Annotated in this window: 13 protein-coding genes and 1 riboswitch; of the genes, 5 read left to right on the top strand and 8 right to left on the bottom strand. The window is 47.7% G+C overall.

The window, feature by feature from the left end:
* Nucleotides 1–10: 10 nt before the first annotated feature.
* From ribH to NT073_RS03545, 3 genes are all read right to left on the bottom strand, one after another.
* Complete coding sequence (gene ribH / locus NT073_RS03555) at nucleotides 11–511, bottom strand: 6,7-dimethyl-8-ribityllumazine synthase (RefSeq protein WP_297369150.1); 501 nt, start codon at nucleotides 509–511, stop codon at nucleotides 11–13.
* A gap of 277 nt (nucleotides 512–788) precedes the next feature.
* Nucleotides 789–1484 (bottom strand): tetratricopeptide repeat protein, encoded by a 696-nt coding sequence (locus NT073_RS03550; RefSeq protein WP_297368882.1) that lies wholly within the window; start codon nucleotides 1482–1484, stop codon nucleotides 789–791.
* Nucleotides 1485–1563: 79 nt separating this feature from the next.
* On the bottom strand, nucleotides 1564–1794 hold the full coding sequence (locus tag NT073_RS03545; protein WP_297368879.1) for a DUF4926 domain-containing protein: 231 nt from the start codon (nucleotides 1792–1794) through the stop codon (nucleotides 1564–1566).
* Between the two features lie 79 nt (nucleotides 1795–1873).
* Nucleotides 1874–1968, top strand: a riboswitch (TPP riboswitch).
* A gap of 77 nt (nucleotides 1969–2045) precedes the next feature.
* On the opposite strand from NT073_RS03545, the gene NT073_RS03540 reads away from it, so the two are divergent.
* Nucleotides 2046–4427, top strand: a complete 2382-nt coding sequence (locus NT073_RS03540; protein ID WP_297368875.1) for a TonB-dependent receptor — start codon at nucleotides 2046–2048, stop codon at nucleotides 4425–4427.
* Nucleotides 4428–4607: 180 nt separating this feature from the next.
* Here NT073_RS03540 and NT073_RS03535 read toward each other — a convergent pair whose 3' ends face one another.
* The gene (locus NT073_RS03535; RefSeq protein WP_297368872.1) at nucleotides 4608–5747 is read right to left on the bottom strand and encodes a cystathionine gamma-synthase; all 1140 of its coding nucleotides are present in this window, start codon (nucleotides 5745–5747) and stop codon (nucleotides 4608–4610) included.
* Between the two features lie 86 nt (nucleotides 5748–5833).
* Here NT073_RS03535 and NT073_RS03530 point away from each other — a divergent pair, with 86 nt between their 5' ends.
* Nucleotides 5834–6505 carry a VTT domain-containing protein gene (locus tag NT073_RS03530; RefSeq protein WP_297368870.1) on the top strand — a complete coding sequence of 224 codons (672 nt, stop codon included), beginning with the start codon at nucleotides 5834–5836 and terminating at the stop codon, nucleotides 6503–6505.
* A gap of 29 nt (nucleotides 6506–6534) precedes the next feature.
* Here NT073_RS03530 and NT073_RS03525 read toward each other — a convergent pair whose 3' ends face one another.
* On the bottom strand, nucleotides 6535–7344 hold the full coding sequence (locus tag NT073_RS03525; RefSeq protein ID WP_297368867.1) for an alpha/beta hydrolase: 810 nt from the start codon (nucleotides 7342–7344) through the stop codon (nucleotides 6535–6537).
* Nucleotides 7345–7439: 95 nt separating this feature from the next.
* On the opposite strand from NT073_RS03525, the gene NT073_RS03520 reads away from it, so the two are divergent.
* The 3 genes from NT073_RS03520 to NT073_RS03510 all read left to right on the top strand — a co-directional run bounded on the left by NT073_RS03520 (nucleotide 7440) and on the right by NT073_RS03510 (nucleotide 10253).
* Complete coding sequence (locus NT073_RS03520; protein ID WP_297368864.1) at nucleotides 7440–7895, top strand: MaoC family dehydratase; 456 nt, start codon at nucleotides 7440–7442, stop codon at nucleotides 7893–7895.
* 89 nt (nucleotides 7896–7984) lie between these two features.
* Nucleotides 7985–9154: an acyl-CoA dehydrogenase gene (locus NT073_RS03515; RefSeq protein WP_297368860.1), complete on the top strand. Its 1170-nt coding sequence runs from the start codon at nucleotides 7985–7987 to the stop codon at nucleotides 9152–9154.
* Between the two features lie 172 nt (nucleotides 9155–9326).
* Nucleotides 9327–10253 carry an AraC family transcriptional regulator gene (locus tag NT073_RS03510; protein ID WP_012930100.1) on the top strand — a complete coding sequence of 309 codons (927 nt, stop codon included), beginning with the start codon at nucleotides 9327–9329 and terminating at the stop codon, nucleotides 10251–10253.
* 90 nt (nucleotides 10254–10343) lie between these two features.
* On the opposite strand, the gene NT073_RS03505 is transcribed toward NT073_RS03510, so the two are convergent.
* From NT073_RS03505 to NT073_RS03495, 3 genes are read right to left on the bottom strand one after another with little or no spacing between them, the layout of a single operon-like run.
* Entirely contained in the window at nucleotides 10344–10781 is a 438-nt protein-coding gene (locus NT073_RS03505) for a hypothetical protein (RefSeq protein ID WP_297368857.1), read from the bottom strand.
* A 4-nt stretch (nucleotides 10782–10785) separates the two neighbouring features.
* Nucleotides 10786–11595: a geranylgeranylglyceryl/heptaprenylglyceryl phosphate synthase gene (locus tag NT073_RS03500; protein WP_297368854.1), complete on the bottom strand. Its 810-nt coding sequence runs from the start codon at nucleotides 11593–11595 to the stop codon at nucleotides 10786–10788.
* Nucleotides 11513–12049 carry a hypothetical protein gene (locus NT073_RS03495; protein ID WP_297368851.1) on the bottom strand — a complete coding sequence of 179 codons (537 nt, stop codon included), beginning with the start codon at nucleotides 12047–12049 and terminating at the stop codon, nucleotides 11513–11515. Before NT073_RS03495 ends, NT073_RS03500 begins: the two co-directional genes overlap by 83 nt.
* Between the last annotated feature and the right edge of the window lie 3 nt (nucleotides 12050–12052).

Here is a 12052-nt window from a genome sequence, read left to right as displayed (position 1 = left end):
TCATTCAGAATTAAAATTTACTGTAAACCTGTTGCTGTAAGCCTAACATTTTAATAGCGGTGATGGCCGCTTCGTCACCTTTGTTACCGTGTTTGCCACCCGCCCGGTCGATAGCCTGCTGCTGATCATTGGGCGTCAGAACACCGAAAATAACGGGCTTGCCGGTTTTAAGGCTGACGTTGGTGAGACCTTGCGCCACCGCGTGATTAATGTAATCATTATGCTTGGTTTCGCCCTGAATAACGCACCCCAGCGCAATAACCGCGTCTATATCATCGCGCTGGGCGAACCATTGCGAGGCCAGACTTAATTCATAACTGCCCGGCACGTTGCCCCGAATAATGTTTTCGGCTTTGGCTCCATGCGTCAGCAGGGTTTGATAAGCACCCTCAAACAGGGCTTCGGTCACTTCAGTGTTCCATTCGGATACCAGAATGCCAAACCGGCGGTGGGTTATATTGGGGAGTGCGTCTGTTGAAAAGACGCTGAGGTTTTTTAAGTCTGATGCCATCAGAATTGCACCGGCAACCCGGCGGGATTTTAACAAGATTTGAAAGATTTTCTTGATTGATGCAAGAGCCACAAAACAACTCTTTCCAGAGGTACAGTGACACTAGACCGCTTTGTAATGGAATGATTCAGGCGATAAGTATATGTCCAGGTTTATTGATTTTTTGATCGCGTAATCTTGCTAATCCTTTAAATCCTTCAAAATCCCGGTTCAGACAAACAAAAAGGACAAAACCCATCGGCTTTGTCCTTTGCTGTATTGAGTTATTCAAGTACGCTTACGACTCACCGACCGCTGCTTCGAGTACGGATTTATACTTCTTGGCAGTAGGAGCTTCAGCCGACTGACTGTACTTCTCGATAATTTCGTTGTAAGCGGCAATCGCTTTGTCGTTCTGTTTCGCCTGCTCATAAGCAACACCTAACTTAAGCAGGTACCCTGGCGAAAAGAATTTGTTAGGCTTATAATCAGCCGCTTTTCGATAGTAATCGGCGGCTTCATCAAAGCTTTTCTTTTCCATATAGGCATCTCCTGTCAGGGCGTAGGCACGCGCCTGCACCAACAAATCAGATGAACTGAAGCCTTTCAAGTGGTCGATGGCTTCATCGTATTTACCTTCTTTTAACAGACCGAGGCCAGCATAGAATTCGGCCAGATTTCCGCCGGGTGTTGACCCGTAGTTATCCGCAACAGCCAGCAGGCCAGGATTGCGGCCATCGCCGTTGAGCGCCTTCTTAAGCGAATCGGCTTCGAGCTGATAAAGCGAGGGAAACATCTCGACCTGAGCCGTTTCATCCTGTGTACTGATGTAATACCGGTAGCCGAAGAAACCAACTACCAGCAATACAATGCCGCCAAGGATGCCGAGCACAATATTTTTGTTCTGTTGGAAATAATCACCAACGTCTTCTAATTTTCCTTCTAATGCGTCTGGATCTTCGAGAAAATCCAGGCCTGGGTTCTTCTTGCTCATGCTTTTGCAATTTGGAGTGCAAAATTAGGAATATTTACTATCATGGAAAAGGGTATGCATCAAAAGTTTACGATTCATTTTATTCGTGTAACGCCAGATCGCGTACAGCTAATACCTCCGACGAGCGAACCGGCCTAATTTGATGCGCCAGAAGCGTTTCAACGGCCACCGCTTCACCGGTTAAGGTCACAAATTCGACTTCAAATCCTTTCCCTTCATTATAGACAGTTAAAATCGTGCCAACATCACCTATTCGTAAGCGTCCGTTAGCTGTATCTTCCTGTAAAACAACTAAATCAAACTCGTTCATAAGTCAATACACTAGTTCAAAACAAAAACGACCAAGGATGAAATCTTGTTTTGTTAAAATTGAGTTAACTTTGCGCTGCTAATCTTCTAAGGGGTGCCCTAACCTAACGGGCTGAGATTATACCCATTGAACCTGCGCGGGTAATGCCGCGAAGGGAAATGATTTCACAGATTGTGTCTGTGAATAGATACAACCATCATACCTAACAACAGGTAGGACAGGCCCCTTGCCTATCGTCATGCTTTTTCGTCATGAAAAAACCGACGACCTCCTCTTTTCTCCTAATAGCTTTTTTGTGGCTATCTATGCTGCCCGCCTGGGCTCAACTCACCATTTCGGGTACCGTCAGCGATGCCGATGGCGGCCCGCTACCCGGTGCTGCCGTTGTACTGATAAATACGTACAAAGGCACCTTCACGGATGCCTCCGGTGCTTTTCAATTAACCAATCTTAAATCTGCCCCCGTAGTTTTACAGATATCTATGCTGGGCTATGGAACTAAAAACCAGACGTTTAATCCAAATCAAAACGCTTCATTAACAATAAAATTATCAAAAACTGCCGTAGCTGTCGATGAGGTGGTTGTGAGCGCCACCCGAGCGAACCAGAAATCAGCCATTGCCTATACGGATGTGACCCGCCGGGACCTCAACAAGTTAAACCTGGGTCAGGATATTCCGCAACTGCTAAATTTTACGCCATCCATTGTCACCACCTCCGATGCCGGGGCGGGTGTTGGCTATACCGGCATTCGCATTCGCGGGTCCGATGCCACGCGGGTAAACGTGACCCTCAACGGTATTCCGTACAATGATGCTGAGTCGCAGGGGACGTTTTTTGTGAACATGCCGGATTTCGCATCGTCGGTGAGCACCATTCAGATCCAGCGCGGGGTGGGTACTTCGACCAATGGAGCCGGGGCATTTGGGGCGTCGGTCAATATTCAGACGAACAAACTGGAAGAGAAGCCCTACGCCGAGGTAAACCTGTCGGGTGGGTCGTTCGGCACACGGAAGGCGAATGTACTGGCTGGAACGGGACTGCTCAATAATCACTTTGTGCTCGATGCCCGATTGTCGACCATTCATTCGGACGGCTACATTGACCGTGCTTCTTCCGATCTGAAGTCGTTTTACCTCTCGGGGGGCTACTACACCAAAAAGAGTTTCTTCCGGCTGAATATGTTTTCGGGTCAGGAGAAGACGTATCAGGCCTGGAACGGCGTGCCGGAACAATTTCTGAAAACGAACCGGACGTACAACTCCTTTACCTACGATAACCAGACCGACAATTACCAGCAGGATAATTACCAGTTAATCACGTCGCATGAGTTGACCAAAAACTGGCGGGCCAATCTGTCGTTCTTTTACACGAAAGGGAAAGGGTATTACGAAGAATATAAAGCCGATGATCCGTTCAGTAAGTACGGCTTGCCTAATGTGGTGATTGGTGATTCAACCATTAAGCAGACTGATCTGATCCGGCGGCTTTGGCTTGACAACGATTTTTATGGCACCGTTTTCTCGTTCGACTATAACAGTTTTGGGAAGTTGACGGCCAACATCGGTGGTGGCTGGAATCAATACAAAGGCATCCACTACGGCGAAATTATCTGGTCGCGGGTGTCGGGAAACAGTAATATCCGGGATCGCTATTATCAGGACGATGCCACCAAACGTGATTTTAACCTGTTCGCCAAAGCCTTCTATCAGTTTACACCCAAGCTGAACGGCTTTGTCGACGCGCAGATTCGGACAATTAATTATTCATTTTTAGGCTATAATAGCCAATTGCAGAACGTTCAACAAGACGCCAAACTCACGTTCTTCAACCCGAAAGCCGGTTTGACCTATACCATTAACGACCGCAGCACGGTATATGCTTCGGTAGGCGTGGGCCAGCGAGAACCGAATCGCAATGATTATACGCAATCGACGCCCGAAAGTCGTTCGAAAGCGGAGAAACTGATCGATTACGAAGCAGGCTACAAAGTTCAGAATGAGAAGCTGGCGTTTACGGCCAACGCGTATTTCATGAATTACAAGAACCAACTGGTGCTGTCGGGTCAGTTGAATGATGTAGGAGCTTATAACCGGGTAAATATTCCGAGTAGTTATCGGGCTGGTATCGAGCTGGAAGCCGGGGCACGTTTGGCTAAACAACTGCGCTGGAATGTCAACGCAACCTTTAGTCAGAACAAGGTGAAGAACTTTACTGAGTACCTGGATAACCTCGACAACGGTCAGCAGGAAACCCGTCAATATCGTGAGACGGATATTTCGTTTTCCCCGAATGTCATTGCTGGTTCACAACTGTTGTTTACGCCTGCTAAAGGGCTGGAGCTGGCCCTTCTCTCGAAGTACGTGGGTAAGCAGTATATGGACAACACCGCGAACGAAAGCCGTAAGCTTAACCCATATTTCACGAACGACATCCGGGTGATATATAGCCTAAAACCAAAATTCGCGCAGGAAATCGCATTTACGCTACTATTCAACAATGTGCTAAATGAGCTTTATGAATCGAACGGCTTCACGGTTTCGTACATCGCAGAAGGAAAAGTAACTGCCGATAATGGCTACTACCCTCAGGCCGGACGCAATTTCCTAGCCGGGGTGCGGGTACGTTTCTAAACCGGGATTCTAAAAAGATTTAAAAGATTCGACAAGATTAATGCAGCAGTCCCTATCAATGATAGGGACTGCTTTGTAAATGTAAATTAGGACTTTAACAGGAGTATAAGCATTTAACGCGCTGGCGCGTATACGAACGGATAATCTTGAAAATCCTTTTAATGTCATTACAATCCCGGTTCAGTCAATGGCTCGCTCCAAATCCTGGATCAGATCCTCTACATCTTCAATCCCAACACTGAGCCGGATGAGGGTGTCTTTTAGTCCGTTTTTGATGCGTTCTTCTTTCGGAATGCTGGCGTGGGTCATGCTGGCGGGGTGCGTACACAGCGACTCGACGCCCCCTAGCGATTCGCCTAACGAAAATACCTCAAAGCTTTCCATGACTCGGACGGCCTCGGGCATCGAATCGCCTTTCAGTTCGAACGAGAGCATACCGCCAAAGCCACGCATTTGCTTCTTCGCCAGTTCGTGGCCGATGTGTGAGGGCAGGCCGGGGTAATGCACCTGGCTTACTTTCGGATGTTGCTGTAAGTACTCGGCTACTTTCTGCGCATTCTCGCAATGGCGCTGCATTCGAACGTGTAGGGTTTTAATGCCGCGCAACACCAGGAAGCAATCTTGCGGACCGGGAACTGCCCCACAGGCATTCTGAATAAAGGCTAAACGTTGAGCAGTTTCGTCGTCGTTGAGGACGATCGCGCCCATAACGGTGTCTGAGTGACCGCCGAGGTATTTCGTGACTGAGTGCATGACAATATCGGCCCCTAAATCGAGCGGGTTTTGCAGATAAGGTGAGGCAAAGGTATTATCGACCACCAATTGAATACCGTGCTGCTTTGTAATAGCCGCTATAGCCACGATATCTACCAGTCGAAGCAGTGGGTTGGTTGGCGTTTCAATCCAGACCATCTTCGTCGCGGGTGTGATGGCTGCTTCCAGCTTCGTTCCATCGGACAGATCCACGAAGTTGAACTTCAGGCCGAATTCCTGAAAGACACGCACCATGATTCGGTATGTGCCCCCATAAAGGTCATTACTGGCAATTATTTCGTCGCCGGGTTTGAAGAGCTTCAGAATGGCGTCGGTAGCGCCTAAACCCGATGAGTAGCAAATGCCATGTTTCCCGTTTTCAAGAGCAGCCAGGTTATTCTGAAGGACATTCCGGGTAGGGTTCTGCGTGCGGGCATACTCGTAGCCTTTGTGCTTACCCGGCGATTCCTGAACGTAGGTCGACGTTTGATAAATGGGCGTCATAATGGCGCCCGTCGTGGGGTCCGGCTCAATACCGGCATGGATGGCTTTGGTTCCGAATTTCATAGTCAAATGTAACGAAGAATGTAACGTAGACGCGTGCATCGGCTGGTAATCAAAACCAGAACTGCTATTTACCCGTTTGATAGAGTGTGAAATTATCTATTCCTAAATCCGTTACCGGTCCGGCGCTTCTGGGGCTCGTCTTGTCGGTAACCCCTATCGTCTTTACCTCCCTGCTGACCTACTTTGCGGTAGTTCACGAAGCCACTATTGCGAGCTTTACTACCTGGCAATGGGCACTCATTACGCTTGCCTGTTCCATTACATCGGCCGGGCTGACTCCGCCCACTATGCTGGCGCTTATCTTCGGCTATTTTCTGGGCTGGGGTGCTGTACTCCCCATCTTCATCATCAATTTTGGTGGTATATTATTTATCAATCTCTTGGTCCATTGGCTCGACCACGACCGGTTTATCGCTTTTCTAAACCGGAATCCGAAGGCTCAATCGGTACTGGATCGTATTTTGAATAACGAGTTGGAAGTCATTTTCTTTGCCAAGCTGTCGCCTATTCTTCCCTTTGGCCTGACTAACCTGATGTTTGCCTTATCGGGGGCCAAGCTGAGAAATATACTGTTGGGTGGTTTTCTGGGCATGACCCCCCGGACATTGATTGCTATCTGGTCGGGTCACGAAGCGCGCGAAATCAAAGCCCTGCTGGAAAACCCCAATCAAAGTTCATGGACTCAGATAATCATTGTAGTCCTGATCCTTGTTTCAATCGCCGGTCTCTGGCAAGTTATCCAACGGTCCCTTAAATAGCTCCGGCCGTCGACCATCCTCAACGAAGCTCAACTTATGCTAATTTTCTCGCTCACCAGTTCAACCAACCGATTGTGACCTGTTTTTAACACCGTAAGTTCGTACTGCTGTAATTGGTTTGTTAAGGGAAGGACATAGGCTCCCGGTACAATACGGTCGAAAGCGCCCGTAAAAAAGCGCACCCGTACCGAATGCTCCCTGAGTATATGTGCAATCGGGTTCAACGCGGGGCGGAGCAAGCGGAACTGCGTCCAGCTTCGATATACCAAAGCACGTTGTTCGGGTGTTGCCAGAGAAATCTCAGCGAACCGCATGACTGTTTTATTAAGCAGGCCTAGCTGGGTTAACAAATGGCCGAACGTACTTAGCATGGACAAATGACGCATTACGTAGCGGAATAGTGTGCGTCCGGAGCTAGAACTTGTTGCCAGCCAATACCAGTGATTAAGCGTAATGCCATCGGGCGCAACCAAAATCAGTTGATCAAGACGATCGGCCAACGCTTCTGCTGTTACCAGCGCGAACCGGCCGCCCAAGCTAAAACCTATCAGGGAAAACCGGGATATACTATGAGTCTGTAAAAACTGACCAATTAGCTCGCACCAAAGCTCTTTAGTCAGTAAGCTGGTACCCAGATAATGGCTATCTCCGTGGAAGAATAAATCGATAGCAAAAATGGTAAATTGCCCACCGAGCGGCTCCTCCAGTATTCTGAAGATGTCGCTATTCTGGCCGAAGCCGTGAAATGCCAGCAATACCGCCGGGCCGCTGCCAAACTGCTGGTAGCTAATACGGCTGTCATGAAATGTAAATTGTTGACTATCGGCCGTTTCGGACATATTGACAAAATTACGTACGCTGAGTGATAATCATCAGTAATTACTTTTTTATCCCTTATATTAAGATTTGTAGCCTTGTCTTGTTCAGTTTTACTATGAAAATTTTTACTGATTTAGAGCATTTTTCAGCTCATGCCGGACAATCACTGGGCGAAACCGATTACCTGACCATCACTCAGGAAATGGTTAATCTCTTTGCCGAGGCCACCGGCGACCACCAATGGATACATACTGACCCCGTTCGGGCTGAAAATGAGTCTCCCTTTGGCGTACCCATCGCGCACGGATTTCTAACACTTTCGCTGGCTCCGAAACTCATGGCTCAACTTTACCGGATTGACTCGGTCGGGATGGGAATCAATTACGGAGCCAATAGAATCCGGTTTACGAACGTTGTGCCGGTAGGGAGTCGTTTACGAATGAAAGCGATGCTGAAAACGGTGGAACCGCAGGATAAAGGCGTTCGGGTAATTATGGAATGCGTATTCGAACTTGAACATGCCTCAAAACCAGCCTGTATTGCCGAATTGATTATACTTCTGTTCGAGTGAGGGAACCGTATGCATGCATACTATTGCATCTTTTTTACTTACTTTTACGTTACTCTCAACAATCAACAGAACTAAACCAAGCAATTCAGATGGCATCAGCAACGCTGGAGTTACAGGGGTTGAACTTTAATTTATCCGAAGAGCACCTGGCGGTGCAGGAAGCGGCCCGCGACTTTGCTCAAACAGAGCTATTACCCGGCATTGTCGAGCGCGATAACGAAGCCCGTTTCCCGGTAGATCAAGTCAAACGGATGGGCGAATTAGGGTTTATGGGCATGATGGTATCTCCCGATTATGGTGGGGGAGGTATGGATACGGTGTCGTATGTTCTGGCTATGGAAGAGATTTCCAAGGTCGATGCATCGGCGTCGGTAGTCATGTCGGTGAATAATTCACTGGTGTGTTATGGCCTTGAAGCATTCGGAACTGAAGAGCAAAAACAGAAATATTTAACCCGGCTAGCCTCGGGCGAAACACTGGGTGCTTTCTGCCTGTCGGAGCCCGAAGCGGGCTCTGATGCGACTTCGCAGGCCACTACTGCCGAAGATAAAGGCGATTATTATTTAGTTAACGGTACCAAAAACTGGATTACGAACGGCGGCTCATCGGGCATTTGTCTGGTTATTGCGCAGACGGACCGTGAGAAAAAGCACCGGGGTATCAACTGCCTTATTGTTGAAAAAGGAACACCGGGTTTTGTTGTTGGGAAGAAAGAAGACAAAATGGGTATTCGCGCATCTGACACACACTCACTGTTGTTTACGGATGTACATGTACCGAAGGAAAACCGGATTGGCGAAGATGGATTTGGGTTTAAATTCGCCATGTCGACGCTTAACGGGGGCCGTATTGGCATTGCCGCCCAAGCCCTTGGCATTGCTGCCGGAGCCTACGAACTGGCCTTGAAATACAGCCAGGAGCGAAAAGCGTTTGGTAAGCAAATATTTGATCATCAGGCTATCCAGTTCAAACTGGCTGAGATGGCTACCAAAATAGAAGCGGCCCGGTTGCTGGTTTATAAAGCGGCTCGACTCAAAGACGAACACAAGGATTACGTACAGGCAGCCGCGATGGCTAAATTATTTGCGTCGGACGTAGCCATGTGGGCCACAACGGAGGCTGTACAGATTCATGGCGGCTATGGATATGTGAAAGAATTTCACGTGGAGCGCCTGATGCGGGATGCAAAAATTACTCAGATATATGAGGGTACTTCTGAAATACAAAAATTAGTTATTGCCCGCGAACTCATTCGCTGAGTCATTTCTTGGTAAAATAGAATTTTTCTAAAGGTGTAGTGCGTGTTCGATGCGAATACGCACTATTTTTTTTATTATTTGGAAACTTTTATACTTGTATTAGTTTTGTACAAATTATTAGTTTTGTGCAACTTTACGCACGAATTCAATCTGGGAAACACTTCTTTCGACTATGGAAGACTACAATAAAATAATCGAATCGCTGGGCGTTAAGTTTATCAAGGCCCGCAACATTCGGATTTTACAGCCCATCACCATCAAAAATTTCTACGATGTTGAGAACACGCTACTAATCCTGTTCAATGGAGAAGTTTCCATTGGCGATGAAAAGATAAAGGTAGATGTGGGTGATATGCTGTTTATTCCGGGTGGAAAACACGTCACGGTGACCTACGGTGACCCTACAAACCCAAAAATCGTCTCGAACGAGGAGTTCATGACGCACCGGGAATCCTATTGGGAAGGAAACCACGATCCCAAGCTGATCGGTCATTTGCCTAATTCCTTTGGCTATGTATCGTTTGAAGCGAAGGTGTTTGACTCCGTTAACTTCTTTAACTCACTCGATGTGCCCCCCTTTATTATCAAGCGGGAAGAGCACCTAGCCACGACCATCGACCAGATTCTGGCCGAAGAAATGACCGATCTGGCTGGTAAAGGGCGTATCATCAAGATAAAGACAGAAGAAATCGTTATTGAGGTTGTTCGCTATATTCTCAAAAACCATCTCTTCGTAGAGCAGCTTGTTACGAACAGTACCTACTTCAAAGACCCCCGTCTGATCGACATCTTCGCGTACATCAAAGAAAACCTGGGTGGCGACTTGTCGAACAAAGTGCTGGCAAACGTAGCCAACGTGTCAGAAGATTACGTTGGGCAGTATTTCAAGATGCTGACGGGTATTAACCCGCAAGATTATATTGAGTATCAGCGTATGGAGGCAGCTGTTGGCTTACTACGTACGAGCAAGAAGAGCATACGGGCTATTGGTGCCGAAGTGGGTTATAAAGATACCGCGTACTTCTGCCGTCGCTTTAAAATGATGTTTGGTATTCCGGCCGGTAAAATGCGCCGTCGGGAATCGTTGATGAATGTGTAAATAGCCGGTAAGTTAATAAGTGGCTGACGCAAGCAAATACCTCTTGCGTCAGCCACTTATTAACTTACCGACTCAAAAGATCATCTCTTCTCACTGTATCGTAATCTCAATTGGTAAGGTGTAAAATACCGCTACGTCTTTGCCGCCTACCTTACCCGGTTGCCAGCGCGGCATCTTTTCAATGGCAGCGATGATATTTGTAATATAGCTCTGCACACCTTTCAATGTCTTCTTATCGAGTGGTTTCATCGTGATGCGGATATCCTGTATGTAGCCAATATCATTGACGATAAACTTGGCTGCTATAGGTCCGGTGTCGTAGTGTTTACGTACCATAGAGCCCGGTACTTTTATGGTTTCAGCCAGATATCGGCTCAACGCTGTATAGCCGCCGGGAAACTCCGGCTGAACCTCAGGAACTGTATATACCTTTTGATCGGCCGATTGACAGTGAGCAACGGAGCTCAACATTATAAGGACAGAAGCCGTGATTACTCCAATGAGGAGGGTCTTTACAAAATGTTTCATGAACTTATGCTTGGACAACGGATTGGTTAAACTCGCGCACTACTGTTGCTAGTTGAGGTAATAAATCCGGGTCCTGCTCCACACCGTTGCCTACCACAATCATATCGGCACCGGCTTTCAGCGCTTCGTAGGCTTTTTCACCTGAAGTTATCCCACCACCTACAATAATAGGAACATTTACAGCTTTTCGTACGGCTGCGATCATAGCGGCTGATACCGGTCGGCGGGCTCCGCTACCGGCGTCAAGATACATTAGCTGTAAGCCAAGCATTTCACCTGCAAGGGCAGTACAGGCTGCTACATCCGGTTTATCGTGCGGCAAAGGCATCGTACCACTAATGTAGGAGACAGTTGTTTGCGTACCGCTGTCAACCACCATATAGCCCGTAGGTAAAATCTCCAGGCCGCTTTTTTTGAGTAGAGGTGCGGCTATGACATGCTGACCAATTAAAAAATCGGCATTACGTCCCGAAATAAGCGATAGGAGCAATACAGCATCCGCCGACGATTCTATATGAAGTGGATTTCCCGGAAACAGAATGACCGGTGTGCTGGAGTAGCGACGAATCGTGGCAATGACCTCTTTGTGTGCGTAATCGGTAACCAGACTGCCTCCAACCAGAAAAAAATCGACAGGATAATCGGCGGTACGTTGAAGAAGGGTAGTAAACGCGTCTTGCTCGACCTTATCAGGGTCGAGCAAGACGGCAAATGCTTTGCGGCCAGACAGCTTATAATCCCGGAGTATAGTCAACAGGCTCTGTTGGGGCCTGTTTGTGGTATTGGGTTGGTTGGGCAGTTGGATTGATGGCATTATTTGTACGGATGCGGGCTAAAAATCCAGTTAGCTGCTCGCGAGCTATGTTGGTCAATACAGATGTTAAGAGACCACCGATCAACCCACTGGCTGCGGCTGACTTTTGAACTTTGTTGGCCTGCTGCTTTATGGCTTTATGCGTTGGCGCTTTGGCATGGGGATAATCGCTATCCTCGTCGTCGCTTTCGTCATAGTCATAATCCTCGTCGTCTGGTTCGCCGTATTTTTCGGCATACCGATACTCGTCGGATTTGGGCAGAATGGCATTTACAACCAAATATACGGCTAAAGCAGCACCTGCTACAAACGCGGTCGTTTTACCGACCTCAGTTGCATCACCTTTTATAGCATCGACGCTGTCGGTAATGGATGTTTTGAACTGCTCTGTGGCCGCCATAAGTTGGGCCCGGCGTGCGGTTGTATCAGCAAAAGGTACTTTAGGATCTTCCATTGC

This window comes from Spirosoma sp. (assembly GCF_026391055.1).
In the GTDB taxonomy this organism is placed as follows: Bacteria; Bacteroidota; Bacteroidia; order Cytophagales; family Spirosomataceae; genus Spirosoma.
The sequence above is the reverse complement of the archived record's forward strand: the minus strand, read 5'-3'. Positions and strand labels throughout refer to the sequence as shown.